The 15485-nt window shown below is 58.4% G+C and carries 19 protein-coding genes and 1 pseudogene; 6 read left to right on the plus strand and 14 right to left on the minus strand.

Features of this window, described 5'->3' with window-relative positions:
- Positions 1 to 107: 107 nt before the first annotated feature.
- The 4 genes from ACIQV9_RS28080 to ACIQV9_RS28095 form a co-directional block, all read right to left on the minus strand.
- Positions 108 to 1343, minus strand: coding sequence for an RNA polymerase sigma factor (locus ACIQV9_RS28080; protein WP_403108347.1), 1236 nt, complete (start codon positions 1341 to 1343; stop codon positions 108 to 110).
- The gene (locus tag ACIQV9_RS28085; RefSeq protein ID WP_403108350.1) at positions 1343 to 1834 is read right to left on the minus strand and encodes an SRPBCC family protein; all 492 of its coding nucleotides are present in this window, start codon (positions 1832 to 1834) and stop codon (positions 1343 to 1345) included. The genes ACIQV9_RS28080 and ACIQV9_RS28085 overlap by 1 nt, the downstream gene beginning before the upstream one ends.
- A 27-nt stretch (positions 1835 to 1861) precedes the next feature.
- Positions 1862 to 2206, minus strand: a complete 345-nt coding sequence (locus ACIQV9_RS28090; protein WP_403108352.1) for a YciI family protein — start codon at positions 2204 to 2206, stop codon at positions 1862 to 1864.
- 77 nt (positions 2207 to 2283) lie between these two features.
- Positions 2284 to 2709: a YybH family protein gene (locus tag ACIQV9_RS28095; protein WP_403108355.1), complete on the minus strand. Its 426-nt coding sequence runs from the start codon at positions 2707 to 2709 to the stop codon at positions 2284 to 2286.
- Positions 2710 to 2849: 140 nt separating this feature from the next.
- On the opposite strand from ACIQV9_RS28095, the gene ACIQV9_RS28100 reads away from it, so the two are divergent.
- Positions 2850 to 3335: a GNAT family N-acetyltransferase gene (locus ACIQV9_RS28100; protein WP_403108358.1), complete on the plus strand. Its 486-nt coding sequence runs from the start codon at positions 2850 to 2852 to the stop codon at positions 3333 to 3335.
- A gap of 70 nt (positions 3336 to 3405) precedes the next feature.
- Here the strand turns inward: ACIQV9_RS28100 and ACIQV9_RS28105 are convergent, their stop codons facing one another.
- The 5 genes from ACIQV9_RS28105 to ACIQV9_RS28125 all read right to left on the minus strand — a co-directional run bounded on the left by ACIQV9_RS28105 (position 3406) and on the right by ACIQV9_RS28125 (position 6123).
- Positions 3406 to 3747, minus strand: coding sequence for a type II toxin-antitoxin system RelE/ParE family toxin (locus ACIQV9_RS28105; RefSeq protein WP_403108361.1), 342 nt, complete (start codon positions 3745 to 3747; stop codon positions 3406 to 3408).
- The gene (locus tag ACIQV9_RS28110) at positions 3740 to 4006 is read right to left on the minus strand and encodes a type II toxin-antitoxin system Phd/YefM family antitoxin (RefSeq protein WP_403108426.1); all 267 of its coding nucleotides are present in this window, start codon (positions 4004 to 4006) and stop codon (positions 3740 to 3742) included. Before ACIQV9_RS28110 ends, ACIQV9_RS28105 begins: the two co-directional genes overlap by 8 nt.
- Before the next feature lie 97 nt (positions 4007 to 4103).
- Positions 4104 to 4592, minus strand: a complete 489-nt coding sequence (locus ACIQV9_RS28115) for a GNAT family N-acetyltransferase (protein WP_403108364.1) — start codon at positions 4590 to 4592, stop codon at positions 4104 to 4106.
- 314 nt (positions 4593 to 4906) lie between these two features.
- Positions 4907 to 5392, minus strand: coding sequence for a GyrI-like domain-containing protein (locus tag ACIQV9_RS28120; RefSeq protein WP_403108367.1), 486 nt, complete (start codon positions 5390 to 5392; stop codon positions 4907 to 4909).
- Positions 5393 to 5460: 68 nt separating this feature from the next.
- Positions 5461 to 6123: a LysE family translocator gene (locus tag ACIQV9_RS28125; RefSeq protein ID WP_403108370.1), complete on the minus strand. Its 663-nt coding sequence runs from the start codon at positions 6121 to 6123 to the stop codon at positions 5461 to 5463.
- Between the two features lie 139 nt (positions 6124 to 6262).
- On the opposite strand from ACIQV9_RS28125, the gene alaC reads away from it, so the two are divergent.
- Positions 6263 to 7480, plus strand: coding sequence for an alanine transaminase (gene alaC / locus ACIQV9_RS28130; RefSeq protein WP_403108373.1), 1218 nt, complete (start codon positions 6263 to 6265; stop codon positions 7478 to 7480).
- A 177-nt stretch (positions 7481 to 7657) separates the two neighbouring features.
- Here alaC and ACIQV9_RS28135 read toward each other — a convergent pair whose 3' ends face one another.
- Entirely contained in the window at positions 7658 to 9010 is a 1353-nt protein-coding gene (locus ACIQV9_RS28135) for a GntP family permease (protein ID WP_403108376.1), read from the minus strand.
- Positions 9011 to 9092: 82 nt separating this feature from the next.
- Positions 9093 to 9626, minus strand: coding sequence for a gluconokinase (locus ACIQV9_RS28140; RefSeq protein ID WP_403108379.1), 534 nt, complete (start codon positions 9624 to 9626; stop codon positions 9093 to 9095).
- 215 nt (positions 9627 to 9841) lie between these two features.
- On the opposite strand from ACIQV9_RS28140, the gene ACIQV9_RS28145 reads away from it, so the two are divergent.
- Positions 9842 to 10873, plus strand: a complete 1032-nt coding sequence (locus tag ACIQV9_RS28145; RefSeq protein WP_403108381.1) for a LacI family DNA-binding transcriptional regulator — start codon at positions 9842 to 9844, stop codon at positions 10871 to 10873.
- Positions 10874 to 11005: 132 nt separating this feature from the next.
- Here the strand turns inward: ACIQV9_RS28145 and ACIQV9_RS28150 are convergent, their stop codons facing one another.
- Complete coding sequence (locus ACIQV9_RS28150; RefSeq protein ID WP_403108384.1) at positions 11006 to 11878, minus strand: LysR family transcriptional regulator; 873 nt, start codon at positions 11876 to 11878, stop codon at positions 11006 to 11008.
- Positions 11879 to 11999: 121 nt separating this feature from the next.
- Here ACIQV9_RS28150 and ACIQV9_RS28155 point away from each other — a divergent pair, with 121 nt between their 5' ends.
- From ACIQV9_RS28155 to ACIQV9_RS28165, 3 genes are all read left to right on the plus strand, one after another.
- Positions 12000 to 12431, plus strand: a complete 432-nt coding sequence (locus tag ACIQV9_RS28155) for a PACE efflux transporter (protein WP_094471056.1) — start codon at positions 12000 to 12002, stop codon at positions 12429 to 12431.
- Between the two features lie 57 nt (positions 12432 to 12488).
- Positions 12489 to 13121 (plus strand): glutathione S-transferase family protein, encoded by a 633-nt coding sequence (locus ACIQV9_RS28160; protein WP_403108387.1) that lies wholly within the window; start codon positions 12489 to 12491, stop codon positions 13119 to 13121.
- Positions 13122 to 13283: 162 nt separating this feature from the next.
- Positions 13284 to 13817 (plus strand): hypothetical protein, encoded by a 534-nt coding sequence (locus ACIQV9_RS28165; RefSeq protein WP_403108390.1) that lies wholly within the window; start codon positions 13284 to 13286, stop codon positions 13815 to 13817.
- A gap of 99 nt (positions 13818 to 13916) precedes the next feature.
- Here the strand turns inward: ACIQV9_RS28165 and ACIQV9_RS28170 are convergent, their stop codons facing one another.
- Complete coding sequence (locus ACIQV9_RS28170; RefSeq protein WP_403108429.1) at positions 13917 to 14486, minus strand: methyl-accepting chemotaxis protein; 570 nt, start codon at positions 14484 to 14486, stop codon at positions 13917 to 13919.
- Positions 14460 to 15314: pseudogene (locus ACIQV9_RS28175) on the minus strand (PAS domain-containing protein); the annotation flags it as partial. The gene ACIQV9_RS28170 and the pseudogene ACIQV9_RS28175, both read right to left, overlap by 27 nt.
- Between the last annotated feature and the right edge of the window lie 171 nt (positions 15315 to 15485).

Genomic DNA, 15485 nt, shown 5'->3' on the forward strand with positions numbered 1-15485 from the left:
TACGGAGATCGATTCATCAGGCCGAACTGGTGAAAATCAAGGCCTGCCTGACGGCAGGCCGTTACCGGCCCGCACACAAAAAATCTGACACTCTCAGCGAACTCACCTTACTTCAACGCCTTGATCCGCGCCTCGATAAACCGCCGCTCCGGCACTTGCTGCGTCAACTCCAGCGCCCGCTCATACGCCGCCCGTGCCTCCTCACGCCTCCCCAACTGCCGACAAAAATCCGCCCGCGCCGAATGCGCCAAGTGGTAATCCAATAAATCCCCCCGCTCCAGAATTCCTTCCACCAACACCAGCCCCGCCAACGGCCCATCCCGCCTGGAAATCGCCGCCGCTCGGTTCAATTCGATCACCGGCGAAGGCACCGCCGCCAACAGCACGTCATACAAACCCACAATCTGCTGCCAGTCAGTCTCCCCCGCCGTGGACGCTTCGGCGTGCACCGCCGCAATCGCCGCTTGCAGGCAATACGGCCCGAACCGTCCCGTGGTCAGCGCCGCCTCCACCAGCGCGCAACCTTCGGCAATCATCCCGGCATCCCACAGCGAGCGGTCCTGTTCATCCAGCACGATCAACTCACCGCTCGCCGATGTCCGGGCCGGGCGTCGTGATTCATGCAACAGCATCAACGCCAGCAGCCCCATCACTTCCGATTCCGGCAGCAACTCCATCAACAATCGCCCGAGCCGGATCGCTTCGCGTGTCAGGTCCTCGCGGGTCAGTTCTGCGCCGACAGAGGCCGAGTAACCTTCGTTGAACACCAGGTAAATCACCCGCAGCACACTGTCGAGACGCTCGGGCAGTTCCGCCAGTGTCGGCACTTGATAAGGGATTTTGGCGTCACGGATTTTCGCTTTGGCGCGCACGATACGCTGGGCGATGGTCGCCGGTGCCGAGAGAAACGCCCGGGCAATTTCTTCCGTGGTCAGGTCGCACACTTCGCGCAAGGTCAACGGCACCTGGGCATCCGACGCGAGGGCCGGGTGGCAACAGGTGAAGATCAGCCGCAAGCGATCATCTTCCACGTCTTCATCACTCCAGTCGGCCTGCTCCAGCTCCTCCAGTTGAGCGATCAACATCGGTCGGGACGCGGCAAAACGCGCGCGCCGACGCAACACATCAATGGCCTTGAAGCGCCCGGTAGACACCAGCCAGGTGCGCGGGTTGTCCGGCACGCCGTCACGCTGCCAACGTTCGACCGCGACGAAGAACGCCTCATGCAGGGCCTCTTCGGCGAGGTCGAAATCGCCGAGCAAGCGGATCAGCGTCGCCAGAATCCGCCGCGAGTCTTCGCGGTAGACCTGTTCGACCCGAGCCGTGACCGAAGCGTCAGTCATCAGTCCGGCATGCCTTCAGTCACCAGCGTTACCAACCGATCGAGACTTTGCCCCCAGCCATCGTGAAATCCCATGGCCTCGTGCGCCTGCCGGTCCTCTTCGGACCAGTGCATGGCCCGCGCGGTGTAGAGGGTTTTGCCGTCCCTGTCTTCGAGGGTCACTTCAGCCGACATGAAGGGTTTGCCCGAAGGAATCCAGCCGGGAATGAACGCGTCGGTAAACGCCAGGCGCTCAGGCGCGACGATCTCCAGAAACACCCCCATGGTCGGATACTCAGTCCCGTCCGGTGCGCGCATCAGGGTGCGAAACTGCCCGCCGACCCACAGGTCCATTTCGCATTCCGGCGTGGTCATGCCATGCGGCCCCCACCATTGAGCGAGCAAGGCTGGCTCGGTCCAGGCGCGGAAGAGCTTGCGGCGCGGCGCGTCGATCAGCCGACTGATGGACAACTCGAATTCGGCAGGCTGTTGCTTATAGGGTTGTGGACTCACGGGGATCTCCTGTCTTGTGATTGTTATTCAGGGATTCAACTGGCGAACGGGACGCACCTCGACGCTGCCGACCCGGGCCGCCGGGATATTGCCGGCGACCTGGATCGCTTCATTGAGGTCCTTGGCGTCGATCAGGTAAAAGCCGGCCAACTGCTCCTTGGTTTCGGCGAACGGACCATCGGTGATCGACAGCTTGCCGTTGCGCATGCGCACGGTGGTTGCGGTCTGCACCGACTCCAGCGCCTCGGCCGCGATCATCCGGCCGCTGCCCTCGATCGACTCGGCGTAGGCCATGCACTCGGCGTCCTTGGGACTGTCGGGCAGCGAGTGCAACTCCTGTTCGTTGCTGTAGACCAGGCATAGATATTTCATGGGGCTCTCCTGATTCGAACTGATCAACTATGGCTGCAGATGAGCACTTTCGCGACATTCCCGACGAATCGGTGCCCTCAGGGTTCGAGGTTGAACAACGTCGTGCCGCTCATCATGTCGAACGGGGCCGACCAGTGCTCATGGACGATGCGCCATTGCCCGGCGTCGCGCCGATAGCAGGCGGTGACCCGCATCCAGCAGGCCTGGGTTTCACCTTTTTCGTTGGTGCCGCCGCAGTGGGCCAGCCAGTGGGCGAAGGCGATGTGCTCGTCCGCGACGATGTTCATGTGGTCGAAGTCAAACTTGTGCGCGCCCTGGCACATTTCCATGCACTCCTCCCAATGCGCGCGGTACGCCGCCTTGCCGCGGAATTGCAGGGCCTTGACCGCGTCGTAGGAGACGATGTCGTCGGCATACAACGGCATGAGTTTCTCGACGTTTTTGGCGATGACCGCCTCACGATAGGTGTCGATCAGGGCCTGGATTTCATGGGTAGCGCTCATGGTGGTTCTCCGTGGTTTTTGTTGTGAAGACACCCTTAGTCGACTGGCGAACAGCCAAATCGACAGGCGAAATAAAAATAATCCATGAACGCAAACTCGTTAGAATCCGAACCCTATTTTGTTGGAAAAAGGACACTCCAGTGACAACCCGACTCGTGCCTTACGAAAGCCTGAACGCGCGCCAGCGCCAGCAGGTCGAGGCCATCGAAGTTCATAAAGAACAGATCAAATTCTCCGGCGACATCCACGGTGCGTTGCACACCTTGCTGTCCAAACCCGGCCCCGGCGTCAAGGGATTTGCGCTGCTGGTCGAGGAGACGCCCGTGGCCTTCCTGCTGCTGAAACGCCCGCCCGTGCTGCCGGCGTGGGCCGATGAACACAGTGCGACCTTGCATGCGTTGCAAGTCGATCACCGCGCTCAGGGCAAAGGTTATGGGAAAGCCTGCCTGCAAGCCCTGCCCGACGTGGCTCGGCAGGCGTTTCCGGAAATCAAGGCGCTGGAACTCTCGGTGGATGCGGACAATGAGGCCGCCATCGCGCTCTATGCAAAATTCGGCTGGGTCGACAGCGGCGAGGCGTACAGGGGCCGGATCGGTTATGAACGGCGCATGAGTCTGATTTTCTGAGGTGGTTATGCTCGACAGCATCGAAGCACTGGAAGCCCTTGAGGCAACCCTTTTGAGATTTGACTAGCTGTTAGAGGAGAAGACAGTAATCGAGCAACTGCTTCTCGATACTTTGACGCTGGCCGATAACCAAAGCGACCACCACAAGGTTTTCACTCGGGAACACCTCATACAAAACCCGCTGCCCCATGGGCAAGTACTCACGAAAATGAGTGACCCCAAGCGACGCTGCTTCCTGACAAACACCGTAAACATGGGCCTGATTGCTCAGAACCGTAACGATCTGCATCACCAGCTGATCAACCATCTCTGCCGCTTTTTTTTGACCGCATTGCTGCGTCAGATAATGCTCCAGCGAAATAACCCCATGCTCCGCAGCGGTCGCAAACTCTACCTTGTAGACCTCAGGCATCGTTATCTTCTTGTGACAATTGACGCCGCTTCGCCAGTTTTGCCAGCAAAGTCTCACCAGAGATCAGCTTTCCCTGTTCCTTGTCGCGCGAGGAGAACGACAGTAACTTGATCAGCGCGATCGCCTCGTCCCGGCGTTTACGCTCTTCATAGGACTCAATCACATACGCAGGAACGCCATTTTGGGTCACGAGCATTGGCTCGGAGAGATCCAGCGCTGCGGCATTTTTTTTGACAAAACTGATTGTTTCAACTCGCATCATTCGTTCCTCTGCTCGCCATCCGGACAGGTTGGCCAACCAACAAAGTCTGAATTTAGGCTATTAAAAAACTTATCTCAAGCGATCATTTGCCCGGTTACAACTCCAACACCATCTCATGCCACGCCATCCCGCCATGGTCGGAGGCCGAAGGCTTGATGTAGGCAAACCCGAATCCGGCATACAGCGGAATATGCCGTTCCTTGCACATCAGGTGGAGGGTGGTCTTGCCCATCGCCCGCATCCGCTCGATAAATTCGCCCATCAAACGCTTAGCCAACCCCTGCCCCTGAAAATCCGGATGCACCACCACCGACATGATCACCACGTGCGGCCCGGCCGGGTCGTGGCCGATCAGTTCCTTGAACGCTTCGTCTGACATTTCCACCTCAAACGCCGCACCGGAATTGATGAACCCGGCTACAACACCGTCCACTTCGGCGACGATGAAACCCTCGGGCCAGGTGGCGATGCGGGTGGCGATTTTTTCGCGGGTGGCGGCCTCATCGCCTTCGTAGGCAACGGTTTCGATGGCGAAGCAGCGGTCCAGGTCGGCGGGGAGGACGTGGCGAATGACGGTGTTCATGGCAGCTCGAAAATCAGCGAGAAGAAGGCCTGGGATCATAAATTAATAAGGTGTTCATATCGATCACCGCAGACGTCGTAAAGCCTTCGTATAGGCGCTTTCATTGAGGATCGGTTCGGATTATTGGTGTTGCCTGTCTCTAACCATCGATAGGGGGAACACCATGAGCAGCGTTCAGATCGGACTTCTCTTGCTGTTGGGCATCAGCACGTTTGGCTTTGTGACGTTGTCGATTGACGTGTTGCGGTCGCGACGGATGAAGCAAGGCAAGTGACGTTCAAGAGGCGGACCCGGTCCGCCTCTTGATGCGCTTGTCAGGGCTTTAGCGGCAGCCAGATTTCCAGCACCCCGGTATTGAGCTTTGGGTTGAAGTCTTCGCTGTAGCGTTCGAATTCCGGAGCATCCGCCGCCTGACGACCTGACTGCGGCAGCCAGGTCTTCCAGATGTACTGAAAGGTTTCGGGTAATTGTTCCAGCGAGCCTTTGTGCTCGAACACCGCGTAATGCTGTGGCTGAACTTCGACCCAGCGATACTTTTCGGGCAGGTCGTCGAGTTTGCTGATTTCGACGCCTGCAATGTATTCGAAACCACCCTTGCCATCCGGATTGCAGCAGATTCCGTAGGTCACTTCGCTTTTCTGACCGGGAATTTTGCCAATCTCGGGGATGAATTTCTCCCAGAGATCGGGAATACCTTTAGTGGTCTGCTGGGTAAATCGTCCGCCAAGCCCGGCAATGAGCAAGAAGTGTCCGTTTTCGAAGCGTGGCTTGGCCGGTTTTACGTCTTTTAACTCATCCATGACTCAACTCCTGAGACGAAAAAAGTGGGTTCGGCTGGGAGTATAGAAGCCAAACCCGATTCGCCCAATTACAGGGCGTGCAACTGTTCGACGGCGCCGGCACCAACAAACTCGTTATAGCCCGATAGAATCACGTAGACCGCGAAATAGCAGAAGATCGCCGCCGATGCCATGTACGAATAACGCAGCAGTTTGTCGCCCAGCAACTTGCCGCCGTGGCTCGCGGCGAAGCACAACGCGACGCACCAGAGCACCCCGGCGCACAGAAAGCCGCCGAGAAACAGCACCGAGCTGACGGCATCACCGCCACCGGAACGCGCGATCAGCGTGCCACCCACCGCCGCGAACCAGAGAATGGCGCTGGGTGACGACATGGCGAGGAAAATCCCGCGAAAAAACTCCTTCCGGTGAGAGTTCTGCCCCACGTCGGCGGACTGCGCCAGCACCGCCTCATGGTGAATCGCCGAATAGATCATCTTCGCCGCGAAATACACCAGCAACGCTGAACCACCGATCCACAGCACCCAACGCACGGTTTCGTATTGGAGCAAAACGGTCATGCCCGCCAACGCCAGCACCGCATAAATCAGGTCACCGACGCAGGTGCCCAAGCCCAGGGCAAAGCCTTGAAAATAGCCGCGCTGCATGGCCAGGGTGATCATCGCGATGTTGGCCACGCCGATATCCAGGCACAGCGAAAGGCTCAGCAGAAAGCCGCTGGTAAATTCCATCAACCGATTTCCTTCGGACAAATTTGTTTACATAGTCGCTGGACAGTGTGCCACAACAGCCCTTACATTCCGCCACAGGCCACCGCAGTGGCCAGCGTCGCTCGGACGGTTCCGGGCGCTCACGTTATCCGAGGCAACAATGGCTAACCCAGGTTCGCCGCGCCGCTTTGCGCGCATAGATCGACTCCCCCCTTACGTATTCAACATCACTGCCGAGCTGAAGATGGCCGCCCGTCGTCGTGGCGAAGACATCATCGACTTCAGCATGGGCAACCCCGACGGCCCGACACCGCCGCACATCGTCGAAAAACTCGTCACCGTCGCCCAGCGCGAAGACACCCACGGTTATTCGACGTCCAAGGGCATTCCGCGTCTGCGCCGGGCGATTTCCAATTGGTACAAGGATCGCTACGAGGTCGACATCGACCCGGAAAGCGAAGCCATTGTCACCATCGGTTCCAAGGAAGGCCTGGCGCATTTGATGCTGGCCACCCTCGACCAGGGCGATACCGTTCTGGTGCCGAACCCGAGCTACCCGATTCACATCTACGGCGCGGTGATTGCCGGCGCCCAGGTGCGTTCGGTGCCGTTGATTCCGGGCGTGGACTTCTTCGCCGAACTGGAAAGCGCCATTCGTGGCTCGATTCCGAAACCGAAAATGATGATCCTCGGCTTCCCGTCGAATCCCACTGCTCAATGCGTGGAGCTGGATTTCTTCGAGCGTGTGATAGCCCTTGCCAAGCAGTACGATGTTTTGGTGGTGCACGACCTGGCTTACGCCGACATCGTCTACGACGGCTGGAAAGCCCCGTCGATCATGCAAGTGCCGGGCGCCAAGGACATTGCGGTGGAGTTTTTCACCCTGTCCAAGAGCTACAACATGGCGGGCTGGCGCATCGGTTTCATGGTTGGCAATGCCGAACTGGTCAATGCCCTGGCGCGGATCAAGAGCTACCACGACTACGGCACGTTCACCCCGCTGCAAGTCGCGGCCATTGCGGCGCTGGAAGGTGATCAGCAGTGCGTCAAAGACATCGCCGAGCAGTATCGGCAGCGTCGCAACGTGCTGGTCAAAGGCCTGCATGAACTGGGCTGGATGGTCGAGAATCCGAAAGCGTCGATGTATGTCTGGGCGAAGATTCCCGAGGCGTATGCGCATTTGGGCTCGCTGGAGTTCGCTAAAAAACTGCTGGCCGAGGCAAAGGTTTGCGTCTCGCCGGGCGTAGGGTTTGGTGAGTATGGGGATGATCACGTGCGCTTCGCGCTGATCGAAAACCAGGACCGGATTCGTCAGGCTGTGCGCGGGATTCGCGGGATGTTCCGGGCGGATGGGTTGGTTCAGAAAACCAACGCCTGATTTATTAAGCAAACACAAAAAAACCGCAGCGATGCGGTTTTTTTGTGTCCGATCGTTCCCCCGCTCTGCGTGGGAATGCATCCCGTGACGCTCCGCGTCACAGTGGACGCAGAGCGTCCATGGCGGCATTCCCACGCGGAGCGTGGGAACGATCAGTGCGCGATCAGTGCAGTGTGCTTAGACGAACATCGACAGCAGCAGGATAAAGCCCAGCGCAACAATGGACAGGATGGTTTCCATCGCGGTCCAGGTCTTGAAGGTTTCAGCCACGGTCATGTTGAAGTACTGCTTCACCAGCCAGAAACCCGCGTCGTTGACGTGAGACAGGATCAACGAACCGGCACCGGTGGCCAGCACCAGCAGCTCACGGTTCACGCCTGGAATCATCCCCACCACCGGCACCACAATGCCTGCGCCAGTAATGGTCGCCACGGTCGCCGAACCGGTGGCGATACGGATCACCGCCGCCACCAGCCACGCCAGAAGGATTGGTGAGATCTGCGCTTCCACCGCCATGTTGCCGATGACATTGCCAACGCCGCTGGTCACCAGCATCTGCTTGAAGCCACCACCGGCACCGATGATCAGGATGATTGCGGCGGTTGGCGCGAGGCTCGCGTCCAGCCATTTGAGCATCTGGTTGGAGCTAATGCCTTGCTTGTAGCCGAAGGTATACAGCGACAGCAGCAACGCCAGCAGGAGGGCCGAGATAGGGTGACCGATCAGGTCCATGAAGGTGCGGAAGAAGTTACCGTCCGGCAGCACCACATCGGCAAAGGTCTTGAGCAACATCAGGAAAACCGGCGACAGCACGGTGATCAAGGTGATGGAGAAACTCGGGAGATCGGCAGATTCGTTTTCACGTGCCAGTTGATCCACCAGTTCCTGGTTAGGATGGCCGGGGATGTATTTGGCAATGAAGGTGCCGTAGATCGGGCCAGCAATAATGGCCGTCGGCAGCGCAACGATCAGGCCGTAGAGAATGGTTTTACCAATGTCGGCGCCGAACACGCCAATGGCCAGCAACGGCCCCGGGTGCGGCGGAACCAGACCGTGCACGGCGGACAGACCGGCCAGCAGCGGAATGCCGATCTTGATGATCGACACGCCGGTACGCCGAGCGACGATGAACACCAGCGGGATCAACAGCACGAAGCCGATTTCGAAGAACAGCGGAATGCCGACCAGGAACGCGGCAAACATCATCGCCCACTGCACCTTGTCCTTGCCGAACGCACGAATCAGCGTCTGGGCAATCTGATCCGCCCCGCCCGACTCGGCCATCATTTTGCCGAGCATGGTGCCCAGCGCGAGGATGATCCCGACGAAACCGAGCACCCCACCGAAGCCGTCCTGGAACGCCTTGATGATGGTGCCGATCGGCATGCCGGAGGTCAGCCCGAGAAAGGCTGCGGCGATGATCAGGGCAATGAAGGGGTGAAACTTGAACTTGGTGATCAGGACGATAAGCCCGATCACCGTGACCACTGCATCGAGCAGCAGGAACGTCTCGTGGGACATGCCAAACATTAGGGGTGTCTCCTGGTTGTTGTTGTTATTGAAGCGGGTAATTCGCAAGCCATAAGGACAGCGCTGTCTCTTCGGGCAAAACTCATACGGCCTGTTTCAGGCCATGAGCCTGCCACCAGTCATGAGCTTGCTTCGCCAATTGGTCGACGCTGTGGTTCGAAGCGTCCAGAGCCAGGGTCAGGGGCTCGCCAACAGGCGATTCAAGCGTCGCAAACTGGCTGTCGATCAACGTCGACGGCATGAAGTGGCCGGGCCGATGGGAGACACGATCGGCGGCAACTTCAGGGGTCAGCTCAAGGAACACGAAGCCCAGGCCCGGCAAGGCGCTGCGCAGACGTTCACGGTAAATGTGTTTGAGGGCCGAGCAGGTCAGCACCGGGCGTTCGCCCTTGGCGTCGATGCGGCGCAGTTCGTCGCACAGGCTGTCGAGCCAGCCGGCACGGTCTTCGTCGTTCAGGGGGATCCCCGCGCTCATCTTTTCGATATTGGCGGCAGGGTGGAAAGTGTCGCCTTCAATGGCGGTCGCGCCGCTGAGTTGGCACAAGGCCTCGCTGACGCAAGTCTTGCCGCAACCGGCAACGCCCATGATGACCAGGGCGGTGATGGGATGATTCATGTAACACCTCAGCGCGCAGACAGCGCTACCTTTGCCAGTTGTGACACTTGAACAAAAGCAGAAGTTGCCGACGCCTTCTTGTCATTTTTGTGGGTTGCAGCATGTTCGGACCCAAGGCCAAAAAGCGAGGTTCAGGCAAACCCCGCTCACGCATTTGCAGCTGCATCGAGACAGCGCTACCTTAGTGCCTCGAATTTTGTTTGGCAAGCCGTCCGATGATCTCTCCTAAAAACGATAAAAATACGCGCACCACTGGCCGCCCTACCCTGAACGAAGTGGCACGCCTGGCCGGTGTCAGCCCGATCACCGCCTCCCGCGCCCTACGCGGCGTCAGCACGGTGGCCACCGAACTGGTGGAAAAAGTGCAGAAAGCGGCCCTTGAACTCAACTACGTGGTCAACCCTGCCGCCCGCGCGCTAGCCTCGGCCCAGAGCCATTCGGTGGTGGTTCTGGTGCCTTCGCTGTCCAACTTGCTGTTCATCGATACGCTGGAAGCCATTCATCAGGTTTTGCGCCCCAAGGGCTTCGAAGTGCTCATCGGCAACTTCCATTACTCGCGCGAAGAAGAAGAAAACCTGTTGCGCAATTACATGGCGTATCAGCCCCGTGGCTTGCTGCTGACCGGTTTCGACCGCACAGAAAGCTCGCGGCGGATGATCGAGGCGAGCAACATTCCGTGCGTGTACATGATGGAACTGGACAGCGCCGCCGGGCTCAATTGCGTTGGTTTTTCGCAACTCGCTGCGGGTGAAACGGCTGCCCAACATTTGCTGTCCCGTGGGCGCAAGCGTCTGGCCTACATCGGCGCGCAACTGGATCAACGCACCTTGCTGCGCGGCGAAGGTTTCCGCAAAGCCCTGCAAAAGGCCGGTTTGTATGACCCGGACCTGGAAGTGCTGACCCCACGGGCGTCGTCCGTCGGCTTGGGCGGCGAACTGTTTTTGCAACTGCTCGCCAGTCATCCTGATGTCGATGCCATTTTCTTCGGCAACGACGACCTGGCCCAGGGCGCGCTGCTTGAAGCGATGCGAAGCGGGATCAAAATCCCCGAACAAGTGGCGATCCTCGGTTTCAACGACCTGCCCGCCTCGGCGCACATGGTCCCGCGCCTGAGCAGCATCAGCACCCCGCGTGAGGCGATTGGCCGGCGTTCGGCGGAGTTGATGCTGACGTTGTTGGCGGGGAATGCGGTGGCGAAACCGGTGCAAGACATGGGGTTTGAGTTGAAGGTGCGTGAAAGTACCTGACACAGCATCTGATCCCACGCTCTGCGTGGGAATGCAGCCCGGGACGCTCCGCGTCCATGCCGAAGCGGACGCAGAGCGTCCATTGAGGCATTCCCACGCAGAGCGTTGGAACGATCATCAGTGGATCACCGTTCAGCGCGCCATCAACTCCACAAACGCCATCGCGCCTTTCTGCAACGGCTGGCTCTTGAGCCATACCGCGTGCACCGGCAGCACCAAACCGTTCTCGATGTTCCGGAAACTCAGACGCTTGAGCCTTCCGGTATCCAGCAACGGCTGCACCACCGACAGCGGAAAATTACCCCAGCCCAACCCGGCTTCGACCATTTCCAGCGCCATGGCCAGGGTGTCGGTGCGCCAATAGGATTCGGCGACCAAGGGTCGGGTTTCGCTGATCGGCAGATCGCGACTGGCAACGATGATTTGCCGCACGTGAACCAGATCCTCCAGAAACAAATCCTTGCCCTGAAACAACGGATTGTCTGCTGCGAGCGTGGCGATCATGCGCTCGGTGCCGACGAACTGGAAACGCTCCAACACGTTCATGCTCAACCCTGCGAACGCCAGGCAAACGCTGACGCGACTGCTGTGGAGCATCGCCAGCACATCGTCCTGGGGTGCGCTGAGCACTTCTATTTCCAAGAGCGGATGACGCTCGGCGATGACCTTGATCGCGGCCAGCAAACGGCGCTTGTCGATGTCCGCCACGACGCCAATCGATAACTTGCTTTCCAGCCCCAGCGACAGTTCGATCGCATGCACCTGCAGCTGCTTGAGCTGTTCGGCGATCAACCGCGCGTGCGGCACCAACGCACTGGCCATCGCTGTCGGCACAGGTTCGCGATGGCTGCGATCGAACAGCGGATATCCGAGCTCGGCTTCCAGGTTGGCAATGCCCATGCTCACCGCCGACGGCACTTTACCCAGCGCACGCGCCGCCGCCGAAAACGAGCCGCGCTCGATCACGGCCAGGAACAACTCGATGCTGTCGCTGTTGAAATTCATCCATCGTCCTATCAATAAAACTGAAAGCTGCTGACTTTTTCTGTCAGGCCTATTGAAGCTATCTTTCGCCGCCTTCGCCAGTGCTCCTGGCTTCAAGTTCGCGAGAAAGAGGCAAATCTCCATGCAAGGCGTTAAACGCAAACTGGTCTACGTGTCGCTGTTCGAAGTGTTTGGCATGACCTTCTCGGCGCTGGGCCTGGCGCTGTTGTCCGGCACTTCACCCGGCAGCACCGGGCCGTTGGCAGTCATCATCACCACGATCGCGGTGACCTGGAATTTCATTTACACCACGCTGTTCGAGCGCTGGGAAAGTCGTCAGCCATCGCGCACACGCACCGTTAAACGGCGCATCGCCCATGCCGTGGGATTTCAACTAACCTTGATAGTGTTTCTCATCCCGCTGATCGCCTGGTGGATGAACATCAGCCTGGTGCAGGCCTTCCTGCTGGACCTGGCGCTGATCATTTTCATCCCGTGCTACACCTTCGCGTTCAACTGGCTGTTTGATCGCACGTTTGGTTTGCCCGCCTCGGCGTTGCCGGATCCGGTTTGAAAACCGCGCAAGGTCTGTCAAATTCCTGAAGCGTCGAATCGCTAACGGAGTAGCTCAATGGAACATGCACTGAAGATTCTGGGTAAAGCGTCGTCCATCAACGTCAGAAAGGTCCTGTGGACCTGTGAGGAACTGGCTGTTGCCTACGAACGCGAGGACTGGGGCGGCGGTTATGCGTCCACCCACACGCCGGAGTTTCTCCGGCTCAATCCCAATGCCCAGGTGCCGGTGATCATCGACGACGCGGGCGTGCTGTGGGAGTCCAACACCATCTGCCGCTACCTGGCTGGCAAGCACCACAACACCGAGCTGTTACCGCACGATCCGGCGGCACGCGCTCGGGTCGAGCAGTGGATGGACTGGCAAGCCACCGAACTCAATACCTCATGGAGCTACGCATTCACGGCATTGGTGCGCAAGGATCCGGAGTTCCAGGACCCGCATCACATTGCCGCCGGTGTACGCGGCTGGAACCAGAAGATGGGCATCCTCGAGCATCAGCTCGGGGCGACCAAAGCTTACGTCGCCGGACCACGCTTTACCCTGGCCGACATCGTCATTGGGCTGTCCGTCAACCGCTGGCTGATGACGCCGATGGAGCGGCCCGACTACCCGGCCATCGACGAGTACTTTCAACGACTGGCACAACGTCCGGGCTTCCTCAAATACGGCTGCAATGGCTTGCCTTGATGCCATGCCTTGCTTGCCGCCGGGCGGCAAAGATTAACCGCAAAACCGGCGCCACCCCGACTGAACGTAGATCTTAACTAGCTGATATAACTAGTATTTTTACTATAGGCATACTATTTGCTCAAGGCACCGCACCACAAATACCTACAAGGTCTACTCATCATGTTGGTCAGTGCCAAACAACAAACGTTAACGGTGCCGCTCCCCAAGAAGCCCGGCGAAGATCCTACCGTCGAAGCCGCTGCCGGACTTCAGGGTGCAATGCTGCAAACGTTGCAAAGCAACGTTCAGGCGAAAGCCGCGCAGATACAGCAATCGGCCACCCAAAACGCCACGCAGCAAGTCAGTGAGGCGAGCAGAATCAGCGACAACGTGGATGAAGCGTTCGCGCAAACACGTGTGGGGCTGCAAGCCTCGTCGGCCAAACTTCCAGCCGAGACTCAATTAGCCACGGACGCCTTCAAGGAATACATGAGCAAAACGCCGGAAGAGCGCATGCAAGATGCCATTCTGGAAGAGATGGGTTTGACGAAAGAAGAAGTGGAGCAAATGCCGCCGGAGAAACAACAGGCGATTGCTAAAGAGATGGCCGAGCGCATGGAGGACAAGATCAAACTGGCGCAGGCCGAGAAAGAAAACGGAAGCAGTGAGAAAGGCAGTAGCCAGGTGGTCGACAAGTTTCTTGCTTCGCTTTAACCGTATCGCGTTTTCTGTAGGAGCCAGGCTTGCCGGCGAAGGCGTACTTGAGGCCCCCTTCGCCGGCAAGCCTGGCTCCTACACAAGCGATTCCGTGAATCAGTTTATCTGCAACGTCGAGTTGAACTGACTGATCGCATCCACCACATGCCGCGACCCTTGCTGAATCTCGAGGATCACCTCCCCCGCCTCGTTCGCCAGTTCCACCCCAAGTCCGGTTCGGCTCAAGCTCGACTGCATGCTCGATACCGCACTCAACGACAGATCGTGGTTCTTGCGCACCACGTCGACAATCTCAAGCGTCGCCTGGCTCGTGCGTGCTGCGAGGCTGCGCACTTCATCCGCCACCACCGCAAACCCGCGCCCATGCTCTCCCGCACGGGCCGCTTCTATGGCCGCATTGAGCGCCAGCAAATTGGTCTGGTCGGCAATGCCACGGATGGTCTGCACGATGGTGCCGATGATGTCGGACTGTTTGCTCACCGCATCAATGCTCAGCGCGGCTTCGTTCAGGTCCCGGGAGATGTCCTGGATGATCTGCACCGTTTGCTGAACCACCTGAGAACCTTTCTGTGCACAGGCATCGTTTTGCACTGAAGTGCTGTGCGCCGAGTCCGCAGCGGTTTGCAAGGTGGTGACTTGCTGGGTGATGTCGCTGGCAAACTTCACCACTTTGTACAGCCGGCCCTTGGCGTCGAACAATGGGTTGTAAGAGGCTTCGAGAAAAACCGTATGGCCGTATTTGTCTTTGCGCTCGAAACGGTGCGAGTGATATTCGCCGCGATTGAGTGACGCCCAGAACGCCTTGTAAGCCTGCGACTCGGCTTCGGCACGGTGACAAAACAGGCTGTGGTGCTGGCCCACCACTTCGTTGAGCGAGTAATGCATGGTCTTGAGGAAGTTTTCATTGGCTGCGATGACTTTGCCTTCAGGTGTGAATTCGATCACCGCCATGGAACGGCCAATCGCCGCGAGCATGCTTTCTTCTTCGTGTTCCTTGTAAACCCTGGCGGAGATGTCAGTGGCGACTTTGATCACGCTTTTTACCTGTCGGTCGGGACCGAACACCGGCATGTAACTGGCTTCAAGCCAGATCTCTTTGCCTTTCCTGTTCAGCCGTAAAAAAGTGCCGCTGACCGGTTCTCCCCGGGCCAGGTCCCGCCACAACTTCGCGTAGTCCTCGCTGCGGTAGTACGTTTCTTCGCAAAAGATCCGGTGATGTTTGCCGCGCACTTCGTCGGCGCTGTAACCCATGGCACTGCAAAAGTTGTCGTTGGCCTCGAGCACGATGCCTTCCGGGGTGAACTCGATCATCGCCATCGATCGACTCACCGCCGCCAACTTGGCGTTGGCTTCGGTCAGCGCACAGCTGAATCGTTGGATTTCCAGCAGGTCAGCCTTGTGATGTAGGTTAAACATGGTCGTATCACCTTTAGCGCGTTCTCTTGATTGATGAAAGTTCTTTGGTCTTTCAACGGATCCACCACATCGTTCCATGGAACAGGCACACGCGTTCCTCCAAGGGAGGAAGTGTCAGGTGATCAATGATGTTCAATCGGAGGGTCCATGCAGCAACGCTCTTATCAAGACATCCTTCTCTTGATAGCCCGGGACCGGGCCAGCCCTGATGTTTTCATAAATAACTCCCTTTAACGGCCAGCTCCTTTT

This window comes from Pseudomonas sp. NPDC099000, assembly GCF_044759925.1.
GTDB lineage: Bacteria > Pseudomonadota > Gammaproteobacteria > Pseudomonadales > Pseudomonadaceae > Aquipseudomonas.

Excerpts from the sequence above, each read along its gene's own strand:
- ACIQV9_RS28080 (WP_403108347.1), bottom strand. The coding sequence starts at position 1,343 with ATGACTGACGCTTCGGTCACGGCTCGGGTCGAACAGGTCTACCGCGAA.
- ACIQV9_RS28090 (WP_403108352.1), bottom strand. The coding sequence starts at position 2,206 with ATGAAATATCTATGCCTGGTCTACAGCAACGAACAGGAGTTGCACTCG.
- ACIQV9_RS28095 (WP_403108355.1), bottom strand. The coding sequence starts at position 2,709 with ATGAGCGCTACCCATGAAATCCAGGCCCTGATCGACACCTATCGTGAG.
- ACIQV9_RS28105 (WP_403108361.1), bottom strand. The coding sequence starts at position 3,747 with ATGCCTGAGGTCTACAAGGTAGAGTTTGCGACCGCTGCGGAGCATGGG.
- ACIQV9_RS28110 (WP_403108426.1), bottom strand. The coding sequence starts at position 4,006 with ATGCGAGTTGAAACAATCAGTTTTGTCAAAAAAAATGCCGCAGCGCTG.
- ACIQV9_RS28115 (WP_403108364.1), bottom strand. The coding sequence starts at position 4,592 with ATGAACACCGTCATTCGCCACGTCCTCCCCGCCGACCTGGACCGCTGC.
- ACIQV9_RS28120 (WP_403108367.1), bottom strand. The coding sequence starts at position 5,392 with ATGGATGAGTTAAAAGACGTAAAACCGGCCAAGCCACGCTTCGAAAAC.
- ACIQV9_RS28125 (WP_403108370.1), bottom strand. The coding sequence starts at position 6,123 with ATGGAATTTACCAGCGGCTTTCTGCTGAGCCTTTCGCTGTGCCTGGAT.
- alaC (WP_403108373.1), top strand. The coding sequence starts at position 6,263 with ATGGCTAACCCAGGTTCGCCGCGCCGCTTTGCGCGCATAGATCGACTC.
- ACIQV9_RS28135 (WP_403108376.1), bottom strand. The coding sequence starts at position 9,010 with ATGTTTGGCATGTCCCACGAGACGTTCCTGCTGCTCGATGCAGTGGTC.
- ACIQV9_RS28140 (WP_403108379.1), bottom strand. The coding sequence starts at position 9,626 with ATGAATCATCCCATCACCGCCCTGGTCATCATGGGCGTTGCCGGTTGC.
- ACIQV9_RS28145 (WP_403108381.1), top strand. The coding sequence starts at position 9,842 with ATGATCTCTCCTAAAAACGATAAAAATACGCGCACCACTGGCCGCCCT.
- ACIQV9_RS28150 (WP_403108384.1), bottom strand. The coding sequence starts at position 11,878 with ATGAATTTCAACAGCGACAGCATCGAGTTGTTCCTGGCCGTGATCGAG.
- ACIQV9_RS28155 (WP_094471056.1), top strand. The coding sequence starts at position 12,000 with ATGCAAGGCGTTAAACGCAAACTGGTCTACGTGTCGCTGTTCGAAGTG.
- ACIQV9_RS28160 (WP_403108387.1), top strand. The coding sequence starts at position 12,489 with ATGGAACATGCACTGAAGATTCTGGGTAAAGCGTCGTCCATCAACGTC.
- ACIQV9_RS28165 (WP_403108390.1), top strand. The coding sequence starts at position 13,284 with ATGTTGGTCAGTGCCAAACAACAAACGTTAACGGTGCCGCTCCCCAAG.